Genomic DNA, 17,132 nt, shown 5'->3' on the forward strand with positions numbered 1-17,132 from the left:
CGAAGAAGCGCCTGCATGGCCGTGCTGAAAACGCCAAAGGGCCCCGCGCAGTTTGCAATGCGCGGGGCCCTTTGGGCCGATTGAATCAGCTGGCCATCAGCTCGGCATATTGTAGTCGACGATCTTCTTCTCGCGGACGATGAAGAGCTTGCCGGTTTCGGTCATGTCCGGGCCGAGCAGCGGCATCAGCGCTTCGGCGACTTCCGAAGGATGCGGCACCGTCGAAGGATCCTCGCCGGGCACGGCCTGGGCGCGCATGGCGGTCCGGGTCGGGCCGGGATCGATGGACAGGATGCGCAGCGCGGTGCGCTGCGTCTCGCCGGCCCAGGTGCGCGCCAGCGCCTCGACGGCCGCCTTGGAGGCGGAGTAGGGGCCCCAGAAGGGCTTGCACTTGTGCGCCGCCGCCGACGACAGGATCAGCGCCCGCCCGGCGTCCGACTTCAACAGCAGCGGCTCGACCGAGCGGATCAGCCGCCATGTCGCGTTGACGTTGATCGTCATCACCTTCTCGAAAACCTTCGCCTCGACATGGCCGATCGGCGAGATGGTGCCGAGCACGCCGGCATTGGCGACGAGGATGTCCAGCTTGCCCCAGCGCTCGAAGATCGAGCCGCCGAGCTTGTCGATCGCCGCCATGTCGGCGAGGTCAAAGGGCACGAGCGTGGCGGTGCCGCCGACGGCCCTGATCGCGTCATCGAGCTCTTCGAGGCCGCCGACGGTCCGGGCGCAGGCGATCACATGCGCGCCGCGCTTGGCCAGTTCGAGGGCGGTGAAATAGCCGATGCCGCGTGAGGCGCCGGTGACAAGCGCGATTCGGTCTTTCAGATCGATGTCCATCATACCCTTCCCGTGTGATGCCGGCCGAAAGAAGAAGGCCGCGTTTCCGCAGCCTTCTAGCGCATAACCCTGCAAATCGGAACGATTTGAAGGGAGGAAATATGCGCAGGTTCAACGGATTGCAGCGTCGCTGGCGCGTCATGATGACGCGTTCGGCTATCGCGTGATTGAAAACCGCCGCCGCACGTCAGCCGTTGCTGGCGAGCACCGAGACTTTGCGGCCCATCGTCTCACCGTCCTTGTCCAGCAGGCGGGTCGGATAGTCGCCGGTGAAATAGTGGTCGGTGAACTGCGGTCGGGCGGGGTTGCGGTCCTCGCCGCCGACGGCACGGTAGAGGCCGTTGATCGAGAGGAACTGCAGCGAGTCGGCGCCGATATACTTCGCCATCGCCTCCACGTCGGCATATTGGTTGGCCAGCAGCTTGTCCTTGTCCGGCGTGTCGATGCCGTAGAAGTCGGGGTGGAAGATCATCGGGCTGGCGACGCGGATATGCACTTCCTTGGCGCCGGCGTCGCGGATCATCTGCACGATCTTGACCGAGGTCGTGCCGCGAACGATGGAATCGTCGACGAGAACGACGCGCTTGCCCTCGATCATGGCGCGGTTGGCCGAGTGCTTCAGCTTTACTCCGAAGGCGCGGATCTGCTGCGTCGGTTCGATGAACGTGCGCCCGACATAGTGGTTGCGGATGATGCCGTACTCGAACGGAATGCCGCTCTCCTGCGCGTAGCCGAGGGCGGCCGGCGTGCCGCCATCCGGCACCGGCACGACGACGTCGGCCTCCACCGGATATTCCTTGGCCAGGTTGATGCCCATGTTCTTGCGCGCGACGTAGACGTTGCGCCCGCCGACGATCGAGTCGGGCCGGGCGAAGTAGACGTACTCGAACAGGCACAGGCGTTCAGGCGTCGGATTGCCCGATTTGCGGGCTTCGATGGAGATCGAACCGTCCGGCTCGATCTCGCAGATGATGATCTCACCGTTCTCGACATCGCGAACGAATTTCGCGCCGATGATGTCGAGCGCGCAGGTTTCCGAGCAGAAGATCGGCTTGCCGTCGAGCTCGCCCATAACGAGCGGTCGGATGCCGGTGGGATCGCGGGCGGCGATCAGCTTGGTGCGGGTGATGGCGAGCATCGAGTAGCCGCCCTCCATCTGCCGGATGGCGTCGATGAAACGGTCGGTCGTGTTCGTGTAACGCGAGCGGGCGATCAGGTGCAGCACCACTTCCGTGTCCGAAGTCGACTGACAGATGGCGCCGCCGGCGATCAACTGCCGGCGCAAGGTCAGGCCGTTGGTGAAGTTGCCGTTGTGCGCCACCGCGATGCCGCCCACTTCCAGTTCCGCAAACAGCGGCTGCACATTGCGCAGCGCCACCTCGCCGGTGGTGGAGTAGCGGGTGTGGCCGATCGCCATATTGCCGGGCAGCTTCGCCAGCGTTGCCGGGTTGGTGTAGTGGTCGCCGACGAGGCCCATGTGCTTCTCGGCATGGAACTGCTTGCCGTCGACGGAGACGATACCGGCGGCTTCCTGGCCCCGGTGCTGGAGAGCGTGCAGCCCGAGTGCCGTCAGCGTGGCCGCATCCGGATGGCCGAGGATGCCGAAAACGCCGCATTCCTCATGAAGCGTATCCCCGTCCAGATCGCTGTCGGAACGGTGGGCGGAAACGGAAAAATCGGTCATTTGCTGCAAGCCTTTGCTCGGGACATTTCGGGGTTGCACGGGGTTTGCCTCTCGGTGCCGGGCGGTTTCACCGGGCTCCATGGCTGAGGCTCATATCCAATTTCTGGCCGCGACGCCAATATGTGTACGCCTTAACGACTTAACCACCGAAGTCCGAAGGCTTCAGTGGCAAGTTTCAATCCTATCAGATTTCCGCCGCTGCCGCTCTGGCGAAAAACGTGGAGCAGCCCGGCGAGATCATCCGCTCGTTGCCGGCGCCTCCTCTGCCGGCTCCTCGCCCGTGGCCGGGGCCTGCCCGGTTGCGCCGTCCGTGCCTTCGGCAGGCGTTTCCGTACCCTCGGCCGGTGCGCGCTTGCCAAGCAGGCGATCGCGGATCTGCGTATCGGCGTCCTCCGGCAACAGTGCGATCAGCTTGGTGCCGAGGTTGTCGAGCAGCGGCTTCGACTTCGCGCTGCCGATCCAGGACGGCTGCTGCTGCGGGGCGACCAGCCAGTTGAAGAACAGCATGGCGACGACGACGAGCAGGATGCCGCGGGCGGCGCCGAACAGGAAGCCGAGGGTCCGGTCGAGCGCACCGATGCGGCTGTCGATGATGAAGTCGGCGATGCGCATGGTGATGAAGGAGATCACGATCAGCGCAACGAGGAACACGGCGGCGGCCGAGCCGATGATCGCGACCGTGTCGCTGGCCGTGTAGTCCTTGGCGTAGGGCAGAAGCACCGGGTAGAGGAAGTAGGCGGCGGCGGCGGCGCCGACCCAGCTTGCAACCGACAGAACCTCCCGCGAAAACCCGCGCACCATCGCCAGAACGGCGGAGAAGAGCGCGACGCCGATGACGATACCGTCGAGAAGGGTGATGGGCATGTGTTGTCTACTCCAGACCTGGAATGTCGTTCGACCCGGGTGCGATGTGCTCGCGCACATTAGCCGATTGCGTCAAGCGCGTCTCAATTCGGTTCATCAGTAACGAACTGTTTCCACAAAGGTTTGCCAATTTCGCGGCAGCCGCATCAGTTGTCGTCGTCGCCGCGCATGAGCGCGCCCTTCGAGCCGGCAATGCGCGCCACCAGATCCGGCAGGCTGTCGATCTCCGCCCAACGCCTGCCATTGCCCCGCGGCAGTTCGGCGGAGCCGGTTGGCAGCACGGCCTGCGAAAACCCAAGCTTCTCAGCCTCCTTCAGGCGCTGCGCGGTGTGCGACACGGGCCGGACGGCGCCCGAAAGGCTCACTTCGCCGAAATAAACGCAATCCTTCGGCAGGGCAAGCCCGGCCAGCGACGAAACGAGGGCGGCGGCAACGGCAAGGTCTGCTGCCGGTTCGGAGATGCGAAAGCCGCCGGCGACGTTGAGATAGACGTCGTGCTGTCCCAGCCGCACGCCGCAATGGGCCTCGAGCACGGCAAGGATCATCGAAAGCCGCGCCGAATCCCAGCCGACAACGGCGCGGCGCGGCGTGCCGAGGGAGGTCGGCGCCACCAGCGCCTGCACCTCGACCAGGACCGGACGCGTGCCTTCCATGCCGGCAAAGACGGCCGCGCCCGGCGACTTTTCGTTGCGCTCTCCGAGAAACAGTTCGGAGGGGTTGGAGACCTCGCGGAGGCCCTTGTCCGACATCTCGAACACACCGATCTCGTCGGTCGGCCCGAAGCGGTTTTTGACCGTGCGCAGGATGCGGTAGTGGTGGCCGCGGTCGCCCTCGAAATAAAGCACCGCGTCGACCATGTGTTCGACGACGCGGGGGCCGGCGATCTGGCCCTCCTTGGTCACGTGGCCGACAAGGACGATGGCGGCGCCGGTCTGCTTGGCGAAACGGATCATCGCCTGTGCGCCTGTGCGCACCTGGGTGACTGTCCCCGGGGCCGATTCGACGATGTCGCTCCACAGCGTCTGGATCGAATCGATGATGGCGAGATCGGGCCGCTTGCCGTCGGCGAGCGTCGCCAGGATGTCCTCGACATTGGTCTCGGCGGCGAGCAGCACGTCGGTCTCGGCAGCCCCCAGGCGCTGCGCGCGAAGCCGGATCTGGGCCACCGCCTCCTCACCGGAAACATAGATGACGCGCTGGCCGCGACGCGAAAGGGCGGCTGCCGCCTGCATCAGCACGGTCGACTTGCCGATGCCCGGATCGCCGCCGACGAGCACGGCCGAGCCGCGCACGAAGCCGCCGCCGGTGACGCGGTCGAGTTCGCCGATTCCGGTCTCGATGCGCGGCGCCTCCTCGATCTCGCCCGACAGCGCGGTCAGCGCGACGACGCGGCCCTTCTTGGGTGTCTTGCCCGGCCCGCCGCCGATCCCGCCCATCGGGTCTTCCTCGACGACGGTATTCCACTCGCCGCAGGCGTCACATTTGCCGACCCAGCGCGCGTGGATCGTGCCGCAGTTCTGGCAGACGAATTGGGTGCGGGCCTTGGCCATCCGGTCTCGCTTTCAACATCAACGTGTAGGGATTCGCTGAAAGCGAGTTAGCACAAAGCGAGAACGCCGCCTACCTGTTCGCGTCGACATAATCCCGTCGGTAGCGTGGACCGAGGCTTGTCAGCAGCACATAGTCGATTGTGCCACCCGCTTTAGCCACCTTCTCGATCGGCATGTTGGGACCGAACAGCTCGATGAAGTCGCCCGCGCGCACCGCACCTTCCGGAAGGTCGGTCACGTCGAAATGGGTGAGATCCATGGTGACGCGGCCGATCAGCGGCACGGCGCGCCCGTGGAGATATCCGCTGGCGCCGGAAATGCCGGTCTGACGCAGCGGGACGCCGGCGCCGGAAAGGCTGCGCAGGTAGCCGTCGGCATAGCCGATCGCGGCGACGGCGATCCGGCTGTCGCGCGTCAGGACGGCGGCAGCACCGTAGCTGACGCTTTCGCCGATCCGCGCGTCGCGCACCTGGAGGATGCGTGCCTCGGCCGTGACGACCGGTTTCATCGGGTTCGGTTCGTCGTTCACCGCCGCGCCGCCGTAAAGCGAGATCCCCGGTCGGGTCAGGTCGAAATGGAATTCCTCGCCCAGGAAAACGCCGGCGGAATTGGCAAGACTTGCCTCGACGCCCTCGAACGCTTTGATGGCCGCGCGAAAACGATCGAGCTGCATGCGGTTCATCGGATGCATCGGCTCGTCGCCGCAGGCGAGGTGGCTGAGAATCAGCACCGGCGAGAAGCTCGCCGGCCGGGCCGGGTCATGGGCGAGCGCGATTGCATCGGGCACCGACAGGCCGAGCCGGTTCATGCCCGTATCGACCTGCAGCGCGCATGGATGATCGCCGCGCTCCGATATCGCAGCCATGAAGACGGCAAGCTGGCCTTGCGACGCCAGCACCGGGACCAGATCGTAATCGAAGAACAGCCGCTCCGAGCCGGGCCACATCCCGGAAAGGACGAAGATGCGTGCATCCGGCACGAGCGGTCGCAACGCCACGCCCTCTGCCGGGCTTGCGACGAAGAAGTCGCGGGCGCCGGCGCCATAGAATGTCCGGGCCGCCGGCTCCAGCCCGGTGCCATAGGCGTCGGCCTTGAGCACTGCCGCGGTGCGGGCCTTCCCCGACTTCCGGGCCATAAGGCGCCAATTGTCGGCGAGCGCCTGAAGGTCGATGGTCAACCGCGCATGTTCTTCGCCGATCGGCGCCGTGGACGAGAAGGGACTGGCCGGGGAGATACTGCTTTTCGTCATCGTTCTCGAATACTCGTTCACGCATCGGGCGGCAACAGGATTGCAGCAACCACGGCAAAAGCAAAGGAATTCACAATCGATGTGTTCCCCGGGGCTTTTCGCGCGCACCGGTTCCTTTTAACGTCCGGCGCGCAATCGGGAGGCGAGCTGCACGGAATGGGAAAGCACCATGCGATGGTTGTGTTGGCCTTGGGGTTGGTGGCTGCCCACGGCGTGTTGCCGTTGCGGGCCCAGGAGCCGGCAAGTGCCCCAAGGGAACTGCGCGATGCCTTTGCCACGCTGCTCGGCCTCGACTTGAACGGCAGCACGGCCATGCAAGACGGCAGCATCGATGTTTATCGCTCGGTTCTGGACGATCCGGCGGCGCCGCGGTTGCTGACCCGTCTGGAGGTGGGTGGAAACGGATGCCGTGCGCGCACCACCTCGGCCCTGCAGTATCCGGGACAGTGGGCCGTGCTTTCCCTGACCATGACGGACCTGCACAGTGTCACGCGCGCCGTTGCCTATCGCTCGGTCGACGACCTCATCGCAGAGCGAAATCCGCTGCCGCCGCACGATCCGGACGCCAGGCAGTTGGTCCTTGAAGGCAAGGGGCTTCGGTGCACGACGCGTCTGTCGCTGGAGGCTGAAGGAAACGAGCCGATCGACACCTGTCGGGACCGGCTCGATATCGAGCTGACGGGCGAGGCTTCGGCGGCGCTCGCCCTGATGGCCGCCAAGTGCAACATCACGGTCTTGCGGCACTGACCGAAGCCAACCGCCGGATCAGTGCTCGTACTGGGTGAAGGACGGATCGGCCAGATCGGTGAAGCGGGTGAATTCCGACTGGAAGGCGAGCTTGACGGTCCCGGTCGGACCGTGGCGCTGCTTGGCGATGATCACGTCGGCCGTGCCCTTCACCTTCTCGAACTGCATCTTCCATTCTTCGTATTTCGGGTCGAACTCGTCGCGCGGCTCGAGGTTTTTCACGTAATATTCCTCGCGGAACACGAACAGCACCACGTCGGCGTCCTGTTCGATCGAGCCCGATTCGCGAAGGTCGGAGAGCTGCGGCCGCTTGTCCTCGCGGTTCTCGACCTGACGGGAGAGCTGGGAAAGCGCGATGATCGGCACGTTCAGTTCCTTGCCGAGTGCCTTCAGCCCGGTGGTGATCTGGGTGATTTCCTGCACGCGGTTGTCACTGGACTTGCCTGAACCGGTCATCAGCTGGATATAGTCGACCACGATGCAATCGAGACCGCGCTGGCGTTTCAGCCGCCGTGCCCGGGCCGAAAGCTGGGCGATCGAGATACCACCGGTCTGGTCGATGTAGAGCGGTACCTTCTGCATCATCTGCGAACAGGCGACGAGCTTTTCGAAGTCGTGCTCGGAGATGTCGCCGCGGCGGATCTTCGACGAAGAGACTTCCGTCTGCTCGGAGATGATACGGGTGGCGAGTTGCTCGGACGACATTTCGAGGGAGTAGAAGCCGACGACGCCGCCGTTCTTCGCCTTGTACGAGCCGTCCGCCTGCACTTCCGGCTCGTAGGCGGCAGCGATGTTGTAGGCGATGTTGGTGGCAAGCGAGGTCTTGCCCATGCCGGGACGGCCGGCAAGCACGATCAGGTCGGAGCGCTGCAAGCCGCCCATGCGGGCGTCGAGCGAGTGGATGCCGGTGGAGATGCCCGACAGCGAGCCGTCGCGCTCGAAGGCCGCACCCGCCATGTCGATTGCCTGGGCCACGGCGTCGTTGAACGACTGGAAGCCGCCGTCGTAGCGGCCGGTCTCGGCGAGCTCGAACAGGCGCCGCTCGGCGTCCTCGATCTGGTTTTGCGGTGGCATGTCGAGCGGCGCATCATAGGCGATGTTGACCATGTCTTCGCCGATGGTGATCAGCGATCGGCGCAGCGCCAGGTCGTAGATGGCGCGGCCATAGTCTTCGGCGTTGATGATGGTCACGGCTTCGGCGGCGAGCCGGGCGAGATATTGCGGGATCGTCAGATCGCCGACGCGCCCATCGGCGGGAAGGTGCGTCTTCAGCGTGATCGTGGTGGCGATCTTGCCCATGCGGATGGTGTCGCCGGCAAGCTCGTAGATCTTGCGGTGCAGCGGCTCGTGAAAGTGGATCGGCTTCAGGAAATCCGAGACGCGGTAGTAGGCGTCGTTGTTGACGAGGATCGCGCCCAGCAGCGCCTGCTCGGCCTCGATGTTGCTCGGCGCTTCGCGATGATGCACGCCAAGATCGTCGCGGCCCGGACTGGCAAGTTTTCGCACGGCGTCGTTCATTTGGCCCGAATCTCCCCGAATCCCTATTGCAGTGATGGATCCTGCTTCAACCCGGAAGGCGCACGGGTCAAGCGCCGACTGTTTCCGAACTGGCCGGAGCGAGCGGTGGGGACGTCGTTCAGCACGGTCTTCGACCTATCCACAGCAAGGAGCGTGCGGAATTCCCACAGTGGCGGACAATCGCCTGGTTTCAGGGCTGAAACCGATGGTCGGACTTGACGTGCCCGGCGCGCGGCGTCCGATTCGGCTGGGTCGGGACGCCGTTGATCGCTGTGTCCTGTGGGAACGAGCGCGCCCCGGCGGCGCGGCCCTTGCCGCCGCTCTCGTGGGCCTTCAAGGCGCCTTCGCCCTGGCCGACGTAGTCGCGCGTCAGCGGCACAGCCTGCTGGTCATGTGCGAGTTGAAGCTGGAAGACGACGAGATTCTGCCAGCGGAAAGCGCTCTCCGAACTGGCGAGATAAAACTCCCAGATCCGGCAGAAGCGTTCGTCGTAGAGCGCCTTGGCTTCGTCCCGCCGGGCCATGAAGCGCTGGCGCCAGTGTCGAAGCGTTTCGGCATAGTGCAGCCGCAGGATCTCGATGTCGGTCACCCGCAGGCCTGATTTCTCGACCGCCCGCATTACCTCGGAAAGGGCAGGAATGTAGCCGCCGGGAAAGATGTATTTCTCGATGAACGGGTTGTTGCTGGTGGGGGCGTCGGTCCTGCCGATCGTATGCAGCAGCATCACGCCGTCCGGCTTCAGCAGTGCTGCGGCCTTGCGGAAAAAGGTGAGGTAGTTGGGCCGCCCGACATGTTCGAACATGCCGACCGAGACGATCCGGTCATAGGTGCCGGGCGCGTTGCGATAATCCTCCAGCAGGAAGCGCACCTCCTTCTCCAGCCCTGCGCCCCTGGCGCGCTGGCTTGAGACCGCAAACTGCTCGTCGGAGAGCGTCACGCCGGTCACGTGCGCGCCGAGATTGCGGGCCAGATAGAGCGCCATGCCGCCCCAGCCGCTGCCGATGTCCAGCACGGACAGCCCGGGGCGGCCGATCGTGAGCTTGGCGGCGATGTGCCGCTTCTTCGCCAGTTGCGCCTCGTCGAGGCTCTGGTCCGGCGTCTCGAAATAGGCGCAGGAATACTGCTTGTCCTCGTCGAGGAAGAGATCATAGAGGGCGCCCGTCAGGTCGTAGTGATGCTGGACGTTGTCGCGCGAGCGGCGGATGTCGTTCTTCTCCCGCAGCCAGCGCAGAAGATAACGGCTCCGTTCCAGGAAGCGGTTCCAGCCGCTGTCGTAATATTTGAACTCGGGGTTGCCGGTGAAGACCGTTTCAAGCAGGTCGAACATGTCGCCCTCGACCAGGTCGATATCGCCGCTCCCGTAGCGGTGGCCGAGGTAGAAGGCGGGGTCGAGGACGAGCCCCCATTGGGCGCGCTTGCTGTTGAGGCGGATGTGAACCGGTTTGCCGGTGGCGTCGCCGAAGCTGCGCGTCTCGCCGTCCGGATAGGTCAACTTCAGATTACCGCGCCGAACCAGACGTGAAATCATCGAAGCAAGAATGATTTTCATCTGAAACTCCATCGCAGGCTGCGGCGGAGCGGGTCAGGGTCGGAAACCCGCCTGGTGCGGCCCGACCGCTTTCCAGTCTGATTTCCCTAGCAAATAACAAAAAAACCCGGATTTCAACCCGGGTTTTTCGCATCTATAGCGGGAGGCGGCGCACGCGCTTGGTCACTGTGCGCCGCAATTCCGCTCTCAGGCTTCCTCGCCTTCGAGATCGGCATCCGGATCGAAGAAGTCTTCCGGCTTCAGCGCATCCTCGTCGACGCCATAGATCGCATCGGCCGAGGTCAGGCTTTCGCCCTTGGCCTGGCGCTCGGCTTCGTCGGCGGAACGGGCGACGTTCACCTCGATGGCGAGCTCGACTTCCGAATGCAGGTGCAGGACGACCTTGTGCAGGCCGATCGCCTTGATCGGGGTGTTCAGCTCGACCTGGTTGCGGCCGATGTTGAAGCCGTTTTCAGTCAGCGTCTCGACGATGTCGCGCGCTGCGACCGAGCCATACAGCTGGCCCGTCTCGCCGGCGGAGCGGACGATGACGAAGGACTTGCCGTCGAGCTTCTCGGCCACCTGCTGGGCTTCGGACTTGCGCTCGAGGTTGCGGGCTTCCAGCGTGGCGCGCTCGGCTTCGAAGCGCTTCTTGTTGGCTTCGTTGGCGCGCAGCGCCTTGCCGAGCGGCAGCAGGTAGTTGCGGGCAAAGCCGTCGCGGACCTTCACGGTTTCGCCCATCTGGCCGAGCTTGGCGATGCGTTCGAGGAGAATCACGTCCATGTTCAGTTCCTTTCTTTCAGTTCAGTTGTTGTTCGATTTCGTTTCCGGTTTCGGCCCTGCCGGGGTCAGCGCAATCGTGCGCCGCGTATCCGTCAGGCCGAGAACGAGAATGAGGAGGACGGGGAGGGCGAACAGGAGCACCGAGCCGTAGGCGAGCCACAGCGCCGGCAGCCGCCACGCCTTGCCGCGGCTGCGCTGGTGCAGGATCGCGAAGCCGGACAGCACGAAGCCAGCGCCGAACGTGCCGCAGACAAGCGCACCGATGATGGCGGGAACGCCCCCGGCGAAGCAGAGCAAGAGCCCGGCGAGAAACACGAAGACCGCATTGCGGTGCATGCGCAGCACCGTTGGCATGTCCTCGCGCGGCCGCAGCCCCTTGCCCGACAGCCGCACGATCGCGGTGGCGATGTAATAGGCAGCAAAGAGCAGCAGTACCCAGAGCGCGCCCTGCACGAGCGGCAACGCAACGCCGAAGATCGCCTTCATCTGCGCAACCGCTGCGGGATCGGGATTGTAGAGCGGCTCCTGCTGCCTCAGCGCCTGCAGCATCAGGTCGACCATCTGATCGGCCAGCGCGCCGCTGTAGCCGATGATCGCGCCGACGGCGATCATGCCCAGCGTGACCATCACCGCAAGGTGGGTCAGGATGTTGGACAGCGGATACCAGGCGAGCGCATCCTTTGGGCCGCCCAGTTCGGAGGCGGGGCGGGCGAGGTTTGCCAGGTTGGAGAGCCAGCCGGCCGGGATCAGCGTGATGATGACGATCAGCAGCGCGAAATGAGAGGAGGCCATCGCGGCGGCAACCGCGCCACCGGCAATCACGGCGATCAGCGCGCTCGCATTGCCCCAGCCGAGACCGGCAATCAGGATGGGTAGGGCGGAGCCGGCGAAAAAGAAGATCGCAAGCGCCGACTGGACATTCGCGCTCAGCGACAGCAGAGCGGCGGTGACACCGGCGATGAGCCCGATCGCAATGGAAGTCCAGTTCAAGTTCTGCACGGCGCTGTCCTGTCTTGCCAGACAGTTAGAGGAGTTTCCTGAAAAGTCGCTTCAGGAACCGCTCCCCAACATGGGATGGCTGTCGCCCGAATGCCTTTCGGACTGTGGCCGGTGACTGTTCCGATCCGCGCCCAACACGGAAGGGAAATGGGAAGGCTATGACGCCTTCCCGAAAGTGTTGCGCGTCCGCCGGTGCGGGCGCGCGTCGTGCCTTAGGCGACGACGTAGGGCAGCAGGCCGAGGAAGCGGGCGCGCTTGATCGCCTTGGCGAGTTCGCGCTGCTTCTTCTGGGAAACGGCCGTGATGCGGGACGGAACGATCTTGCCGCGCTCGGAAATGTAGCGCGAAAGAAGACGGACGTCCTTGTAGTCGATCTTCGGAGCGTTGGCGCCGGAGAACGGGCAGGTCTTGCGACGGCGATGGAACGGGCGGCGAACCGGAGCGGAAGATACTTCAGCCATTGTCTTTTTCTCCTTCAGCTTCGATTACGCGCGGTCTTCGCGCGGGGGACGGTCGCCACGCGGCGGACGGTCGCCGAAGTCGCGGCGCGGGCGGTCACCGAACTCGCGGCGCGGGCCGCGGTCGTCGCCATCGCGGCGCGGACGGTCGTCGCGGTCGCGCTTCTGCATCATCGCGGACGGGCCTTCTTCGTGGGCTTCGACGGCGATGGTCATGTAGCGCAGGATGTCTTCGTTGATGCGCATCTGGCGTTCCATCTCGTGGATGGCCGCAGCCGGAGCATCGATGTCCATCAGCGCGTAGTGCGCCTTGCGGTTCTTCTTGATGCGGTAGGTGAGGGACTTGAGGCCCCAGTTCTCGATCCGGCCGACCTTGCCGCCGTTTGCTTCGATCACGCCCTTGTACTGTTCGACAAGTGCGTCGACCTGCTGGGCGGACACGTCCTGGCGGGCCAGGAATACATGTTCGTAGAGAGCCATTTGGCTTTGCCTTTCTTGCGTTTGATCCACACCCGGAAACCGGCGCCAAGCCTCAACGACTGATCTTTGGGCCAGGCGGCCCGGGCAAGAAAAGCGTTTCATCTATACGGTCGAGAGCGGAGACACGGGAGGCCGGAACGCTTCACGTTCCTGTCGTCTCCGCTGCCGGAAACGGCCCTCCGTTCAGCCACCAGCCGATGCGACCGGGTGTTATGAACAGCGCGCTTATACGGATTTTTGCGGGGAAAGCAAGGGCGGGACATCTCGTTCTGCATCGCGCATGGCGGCGTTGCGACGCGCATGACGCGTTTGTCTCCGGCCTGTGCGCGCCCTGCGGAACCGAAGGCGGCAAGATACGTTGTACTGCTCGATGGAAACAGAGGAGCGACCGCAAATGCAAGACCGTATTCCTGAGAATCGTCCGCCCGAAGACCGCACCACCGTCGTCAGCCCGAGTGCGCGTGGAAGCGGTGGCGGCTGGGCCGTCGCGGTAGTCGTCGCGCTGCTTGTTGCCGCCGGCGTGTTCTATTTTGCCAGCAACACCGGCGACGGTATCGATCCGAATGCGAACACCTCGTCGGTCGGTACCCAGACACCGGAGCCTGCAACCGTTCCCCCGACAGATGGCCAGGCAAGCGGCACGCAACCGGCCCCGACTCCGGCTCAGCCGGCACCGAGCCAGCCCGCCCCAGCGCAGTAGCCGCGCAGCCAATACTCATGGAAAACCCGCTCGACCGGCGGGTTTTTCACGATCCGCATGAACTGCCGGCCACGACCGGTCGCAATCCCTCAGATCGGCGCCGGATACTGGCGGTGCAGCTTGCGAATGCCGTCGACGACCTCCGGCGCAAGCGTCACGTCCGCGGCCGCGATATTGGTGCGCAACTGTTCCGTCGTCGTCGCGCCGATGATGACCGACGTGGTGAAGGGGCGGCTCAGGCAGAACGCCAGCGCCATCTGGGCCGGATCCAGCCCATGCTCGCGCGCCAGCGCCACGTAGGCTTCGACCGCCGGTTCCTGCAGCGGTTGGTAGCGCCCGCCGAGATCGTTGTTCTTCGTCAGACGCGAACCCTCCGGGCGGGCGCCGTTCAGGTACTTGCCCGTCAGCAGCCCGGCCGCCAGCGGCGAATAGGCGAGCAGCCCGACATCCTCGTGATGGGCCAATTCGGCGAGGTCCAGGTCGAACGTGCGGTACAGGAGATTGTATTCGTTCTGGATCGAGGCGATGCGCGGCAAGCCGTGCGTCTCGGCCAGCTTCAGGAACTGCATGGTCCCCCAGGCCGTCTCGTTGGACAGGCCGGCCGCGCGGATCTTGCCGGCCTTTTGCAATTCTCCGAGCGTTTCCAGGGCCTCGGCCAGTTCGGCGGCCGTGCGGGCGCGATCCTGCGTCCAGGGATGGTAGGTCCAGGAATGGCGGAAATGATAATGGCCGCGGTTCGGCCAGTGCAACTGGTAAAGGTCGAGGTAGTCCGTGCGCAGGCGCTTCAGGCTGCCCTCGACCGCCTCGAGGATGCCCGCGCGGCTGATCGGGCTGCCGCCGCGGATATGAGGCCGGCCGCGACCCGCCACCTTGGAGGCGAGCACGACCTTGTCGCGATTGCCGCGGGCCGAAAGCCACGAGCCGATGAAGCGTTCCGTGTCGCCGTAAGTCTCCGACGAGAGCGGCGTGGTCGGGTAGAGTTCGGCCGTGTCGATGAAGTTGACGCCGTGTTCGAGCGCGTGATCGAGCTGCGCGTGCGCCTCGGCTTCGCTGTTTTGCGAACCCCAGGTCATCGTACCGAGGCAGATTTCGGACACCGCGATTCCGGTGCGGCCAAGTGTGTTGTATTTCATCGATGAGATTTTTCTGCTGGGGGCGGCACGTGCCGCGGGAACGGATTTGCAAGCCGGTTTCCGGCAACCGGCCAAGAGATATACGGTAGGGTCCAAAATGCAAGCTGCGCGGCCGCGCGCGACGCGCGGTGAGGAGCAGGGGGCGCCGGCGGAATCAGCAATTGGTTTGTTGCCCGTGCGTTACCTTCAGGTACCCCCGTGCTCCGCAGGCCCTGCATTGTGTATCCTTGGCTGCGCAACTTGACTCGCTGCGGCAATCCGTGAATTGAGGGGAAAACATCATGGGAGAAGCCCAATGACCATTGCTTTCACCTTTCCGGGCCAGGGCAGCCAGGCCGTCGGCATGGGCAAGGAACTGTCGGATGCCTTTCCCGAGGCTGCCGGCGTGTTTGCCGAAGTCGATGACGCGCTGGGCGAAAACCTGTCGGCGATCATGTTTGACGGACCCGAGGCCGAGCTGACGCTTACCGCCAACGCCCAGCCGGCGCTGATGGCGGTGTCCATGGCCATCATTCGCGTCCTCGAGGCGCGCGGACTTATCCTGCGCGACAAGGTTTCCTATGTCGCCGGCCATTCGCTCGGCGAGTATTCTGCGCTTTGCGCCGCCGGCAGCTTCACGATCGCCGATACGGCACGGCTGCTGCGCATCCGTGGCAACGCCATGCAGGCGGCGGTTCCGGTCGGCGAGGGTGCCATGGCCGCCATCATCGGCCTCGAGCACGACGACGTGCAGGCGATCTGCGACGAGGCGCTGGTGCATGGCTCCTGCCAGATCGCCAACGACAACGGCGGCGGTCAGCTCGTCATCTCCGGCGCCAAGCCGGCCGTCGAGCGAGCGGCCCGCACGGCGACGGAGAAGGGCGCGAAGCGTGCGCTGATGCTGCCGGTGTCGGCGCCGTTCCATTCGACGCTGATGGCGCCGGCGGCTGAAGTCATGCGCGCGGCGCTGGCCGAAGTGGAGATCCGCGAGCCGGTCGTTCCGGTGATCGCAAACGTCTCCGTCCAGCCCGTCACCGACCCGAAGGAAATCGCCCGGCTGCTGGTGGAGCAGGTGACCGGCCAGGTGCGCTGGCGCGAGACCGTCGAATGGTTCGCCGGCAACGACGCCACCTCGCTCTACGAGATCGGCTCCGGCAAGGTGCTGACCGGCCTGGCGCGTCGCATCGACAAATCCGTGACCGGCTATGCCGTCAACACGGCGACTGATATTGAGAATCTGCTGCAGACCCTCTGCGGCTGACACCCAGCAAACGGGAACACGACCATGTTTGATCTTTCCGGCCGCAAGGCACTGGTAACCGGCGCTTCCGGTGGCATCGGCGAGGAAATCGCCAGGATCCTGCACGCGCAGGGCGCAATCGTCGGCCTGCACGGAACGCGCGTCGAAAAGCTCGAGGCGCTGGCCAATACGCTTGGCGAGCGCGTGCAGCTCTTCCCGGCCAACCTTGCCGACCGCGCCGAGGTCAAGGCGCTCGGCGAGAAGGCGGAAGCCGAACTCGGTGGCGTCGACATCCTCGTCAACAACGCCGGCATCACCAAGGACGGCCTGTTCGTGCGCATGAGCGACGAGGACTGGGACGCGGTTCTGGAAGTGAACCTCACCTCGGTCTTCCGCCTGACGCGCGAGCTGACGCATCCGATGATGCGCCGCCGCTACGGCCGCATCATCAACATCACCTCCGTCGTCGGCGTCACCGGCAATCCCGGCCAGGCGAACTATTGCGCCTCCAAGGCGGGCATGATCGGCTTCACCAAGTCGCTCGCGCAGGAGATCGCCACCCGCAACGTTACCGTCAACTGTGTCGCGCCCGGCTTCATCGAGAGCGCCATGACCGGCAAGCTCAACGACAAGCAGAAAGAAGCGATCATGGGGGCGATCCCGATGAAGCGGATGGGCACCGGCGCGGAAGTCGCTTCGGCCGTCGCCTATCTGGCGTCGTCGGAGGCCGGTTACATGACCGGACAGACGCTGCACGTCAACGGTGGTATGGCGATGATCTGAACGGGCTCGAAATTGCCCGGCTTGTCGCGCGGAAATAGCATGTTGACCGCGCAATAGACGGGCATTTTCGGACTTTGCGGCAGAGTTAAACCGTGTTAATCGGGCCATGACTGTCCGCAGTCGACCGGGGGATGCATGCTTTGTATGGCGCTCGCAAGCGGCGCCCGGGGGCATCTGCGGTTGAAAACGAATTGCCCGGAATGCCTCGGCGTGTCGGGCTTGGTTGAGTGCCCGGTGCCGTGAAAGGCATCGACGAAAACAAAGGTCGAGGAATCCGACATGAGCGATATCGCAGAACGCGTAAAGAAAATTGTGATCGATCATCTGGGCGTTGACGCCGATAAGGTCAGCGAAGGCGCAAGCTTCATCGATGACCTCGGCGCCGACTCGCTCGATACGGTCGAACTGGTCATGGCGTTCGAAGAGGAATTCGGCGTCGAGATCCCCGACGATGCCGCCGACTCGATCCTGACGGTCGGCGACGCCGTCAAGTTCATCGAGAAGGCCCAGGCCTGAGAATGCTTTTCCGGCGGGCCCATCGGGCCCGCCGCGACCCCGCTTGCGGAGCGCACCCGCCGCACCGCCTCGGTCCAAGAATGA

Annotated in this window: 17 protein-coding genes; 5 read left to right on the forward strand and 12 right to left on the reverse strand. The window is 64.6% G+C overall.

Translation table 11 applies throughout. From position 1 onward, the window contains the following. Positions 1-96: 96 nt before the first annotated feature. The 5 genes from JNC62_RS18045 to alr all read right to left on the reverse strand — a co-directional run bounded on the left by JNC62_RS18045 (position 97) and on the right by alr (position 6,184). Positions 97-837, reverse strand: a complete 741-nt coding sequence (locus JNC62_RS18045; protein ID WP_374840462.1) for an SDR family NAD(P)-dependent oxidoreductase — start codon at positions 835-837, stop codon at positions 97-99. Between the two features lie 187 nt (positions 838-1,024). After that, entirely contained in the window at positions 1,025-2,521 is a 1,497-nt protein-coding gene (purF, locus tag JNC62_RS18050) for an amidophosphoribosyltransferase (RefSeq protein WP_374840464.1), read from the reverse strand. Between the two features lie 237 nt (positions 2,522-2,758). Further along, positions 2,759-3,385, reverse strand: a complete 627-nt coding sequence (locus JNC62_RS18055; RefSeq protein ID WP_374840466.1) for a CvpA family protein — start codon at positions 3,383-3,385, stop codon at positions 2,759-2,761. A 146-nt stretch (positions 3,386-3,531) separates the two neighbouring features. Continuing rightward, positions 3,532-4,935 carry a DNA repair protein RadA gene (radA, locus tag JNC62_RS18060; protein WP_374840468.1) on the reverse strand — a complete coding sequence of 468 codons (1,404 nt, stop codon included), beginning with the start codon at positions 4,933-4,935 and terminating at the stop codon, positions 3,532-3,534. Between the two features lie 70 nt (positions 4,936-5,005). Beyond that, positions 5,006-6,184 (reverse strand): alanine racemase, encoded by a 1,179-nt coding sequence (alr, locus tag JNC62_RS18065; protein ID WP_374840470.1) that lies wholly within the window; start codon positions 6,182-6,184, stop codon positions 5,006-5,008. Between alr and JNC62_RS18070 the strand changes: the two genes are divergently transcribed. Beyond that, positions 6,119-6,931 carry a hypothetical protein gene (locus JNC62_RS18070; protein ID WP_374840577.1) on the forward strand — a complete coding sequence of 271 codons (813 nt, stop codon included), beginning with the start codon at positions 6,119-6,121 and terminating at the stop codon, positions 6,929-6,931. The two genes, alr and JNC62_RS18070, sit on opposite strands and share 66 nt — an antisense overlap. Positions 6,932-6,949: 18 nt before the next feature. Here JNC62_RS18070 and JNC62_RS18075 read toward each other — a convergent pair whose 3' ends face one another. The 6 genes from JNC62_RS18075 to rpsF all read right to left on the reverse strand — a co-directional run bounded on the left by JNC62_RS18075 (position 6,950) and on the right by rpsF (position 12,697). Continuing rightward, positions 6,950-8,449 (reverse strand): replicative DNA helicase, encoded by a 1,500-nt coding sequence (locus JNC62_RS18075; RefSeq protein WP_374840472.1) that lies wholly within the window; start codon positions 8,447-8,449, stop codon positions 6,950-6,952. A 190-nt stretch (positions 8,450-8,639) separates the two neighbouring features. Next, positions 8,640-9,998 (reverse strand): cyclopropane fatty acid synthase, encoded by a 1,359-nt coding sequence (locus JNC62_RS18080; RefSeq protein ID WP_374840474.1) that lies wholly within the window; start codon positions 9,996-9,998, stop codon positions 8,640-8,642. 186 nt (positions 9,999-10,184) lie between these two features. After that, positions 10,185-10,760, reverse strand: coding sequence for a 50S ribosomal protein L9 (rplI, locus tag JNC62_RS18085; RefSeq protein WP_374840476.1), 576 nt, complete (start codon positions 10,758-10,760; stop codon positions 10,185-10,187). 21 nt (positions 10,761-10,781) lie between these two features. Next, entirely contained in the window at positions 10,782-11,759 is a 978-nt protein-coding gene (locus tag JNC62_RS18090; RefSeq protein WP_374840478.1) for a DUF2232 domain-containing protein, read from the reverse strand. A 212-nt stretch (positions 11,760-11,971) separates the two neighbouring features. Then, positions 11,972-12,220 carry a 30S ribosomal protein S18 gene (rpsR, locus tag JNC62_RS18095; RefSeq protein WP_108001130.1) on the reverse strand — a complete coding sequence of 83 codons (249 nt, stop codon included), beginning with the start codon at positions 12,218-12,220 and terminating at the stop codon, positions 11,972-11,974. A gap of 24 nt (positions 12,221-12,244) precedes the next feature. After that, a complete protein-coding gene (gene rpsF, locus JNC62_RS18100) occupies positions 12,245-12,697 on the reverse strand; it encodes a 30S ribosomal protein S6 (RefSeq protein ID WP_374840479.1) in 453 nt (150 codons plus the stop codon). A gap of 394 nt (positions 12,698-13,091) precedes the next feature. Here rpsF and JNC62_RS18105 point away from each other — a divergent pair, with 394 nt between their 5' ends. Then, the gene (locus JNC62_RS18105; RefSeq protein ID WP_374840481.1) at positions 13,092-13,397 is read left to right on the forward strand and encodes a hypothetical protein; all 306 of its coding nucleotides are present in this window, start codon (positions 13,092-13,094) and stop codon (positions 13,395-13,397) included. Positions 13,398-13,486: 89 nt separating this feature from the next. On the opposite strand, the gene JNC62_RS18110 is transcribed toward JNC62_RS18105, so the two are convergent. Beyond that, a complete protein-coding gene (locus tag JNC62_RS18110; protein WP_374840482.1) occupies positions 13,487-14,530 on the reverse strand; it encodes an aldo/keto reductase in 1,044 nt (347 codons plus the stop codon). A 295-nt stretch (positions 14,531-14,825) separates the two neighbouring features. On the opposite strand from JNC62_RS18110, the gene fabD reads away from it, so the two are divergent. The 3 genes from fabD (at position 14,826) to JNC62_RS18125 (ending at position 17,048) form a co-directional block, all read left to right on the forward strand. Next, entirely contained in the window at positions 14,826-15,770 is a 945-nt protein-coding gene (gene fabD, locus JNC62_RS18115) for an ACP S-malonyltransferase (RefSeq protein ID WP_374840484.1), read from the forward strand. Between the two features lie 24 nt (positions 15,771-15,794). After that, the gene (gene fabG / locus JNC62_RS18120) at positions 15,795-16,532 is read left to right on the forward strand and encodes a 3-oxoacyl-[acyl-carrier-protein] reductase (RefSeq protein ID WP_374840486.1); all 738 of its coding nucleotides are present in this window, start codon (positions 15,795-15,797) and stop codon (positions 16,530-16,532) included. 279 nt (positions 16,533-16,811) lie between these two features. Further along, positions 16,812-17,048, forward strand: a complete 237-nt coding sequence (locus tag JNC62_RS18125; RefSeq protein WP_097139127.1) for an acyl carrier protein — start codon at positions 16,812-16,814, stop codon at positions 17,046-17,048. Positions 17,049-17,132: the final 84 nt, after the last annotated feature.

It is taken from the genome of Mycoplana ramosa (genome assembly GCF_041930185.1).
GTDB classification, from domain to species: Bacteria; Pseudomonadota; Alphaproteobacteria; order Rhizobiales; family Rhizobiaceae; genus Mycoplana; species Mycoplana ramosa.

What these genes read in the sequence shown, in the direction of transcription:
- fabD (WP_374840484.1), top strand. Translation starts at nt 14,826, where the DNA reads ATGACCATTGCTTTCACCTTTCCGGGCCAGGGCAGCCAGGCCGTCGGC.
- JNC62_RS18110 (WP_374840482.1), bottom strand. Translation starts at nt 14,530, where the DNA reads ATGAAATACAACACACTTGGCCGCACCGGAATCGCGGTGTCCGAAATC.
- radA (WP_374840468.1), bottom strand. Translation starts at nt 4,935, where the DNA reads ATGGCCAAGGCCCGCACCCAATTCGTCTGCCAGAACTGCGGCACGATC.
- JNC62_RS18055 (WP_374840466.1), bottom strand. Translation starts at nt 3,385, where the DNA reads ATGCCCATCACCCTTCTCGACGGTATCGTCATCGGCGTCGCGCTCTTC.
- JNC62_RS18080 (WP_374840474.1), bottom strand. Translation starts at nt 9,998, where the DNA reads ATGAAAATCATTCTTGCTTCGATGATTTCACGTCTGGTTCGGCGCGGT.
- JNC62_RS18070 (WP_374840577.1), top strand. Translation starts at nt 6,119, where the DNA reads ATGTTCTTCGCCGATCGGCGCCGTGGACGAGAAGGGACTGGCCGGGGA.
- JNC62_RS18125 (WP_097139127.1), top strand. Translation starts at nt 16,812, where the DNA reads ATGAGCGATATCGCAGAACGCGTAAAGAAAATTGTGATCGATCATCTG.
- JNC62_RS18045 (WP_374840462.1), bottom strand. Translation starts at nt 837, where the DNA reads ATGGACATCGATCTGAAAGACCGAATCGCGCTTGTCACCGGCGCCTCA.
- rpsF (WP_374840479.1), bottom strand. Translation starts at nt 12,697, where the DNA reads ATGGCTCTCTACGAACATGTATTCCTGGCCCGCCAGGACGTGTCCGCC.
- purF (WP_374840464.1), bottom strand. Translation starts at nt 2,521, where the DNA reads ATGACCGATTTTTCCGTTTCCGCCCACCGTTCCGACAGCGATCTGGAC.
- rplI (WP_374840476.1), bottom strand. Translation starts at nt 10,760, where the DNA reads ATGGACGTGATTCTCCTCGAACGCATCGCCAAGCTCGGCCAGATGGGC.
- alr (WP_374840470.1), bottom strand. Translation starts at nt 6,184, where the DNA reads ATGACGAAAAGCAGTATCTCCCCGGCCAGTCCCTTCTCGTCCACGGCG.
- JNC62_RS18075 (WP_374840472.1), bottom strand. Translation starts at nt 8,449, where the DNA reads ATGAACGACGCCGTGCGAAAACTTGCCAGTCCGGGCCGCGACGATCTT.
- JNC62_RS18105 (WP_374840481.1), top strand. Translation starts at nt 13,092, where the DNA reads ATGCAAGACCGTATTCCTGAGAATCGTCCGCCCGAAGACCGCACCACC.
- rpsR (WP_108001130.1), bottom strand. Translation starts at nt 12,220, where the DNA reads ATGGCTGAAGTATCTTCCGCTCCGGTTCGCCGCCCGTTCCATCGCCGT.
- fabG (WP_374840486.1), top strand. Translation starts at nt 15,795, where the DNA reads ATGTTTGATCTTTCCGGCCGCAAGGCACTGGTAACCGGCGCTTCCGGT.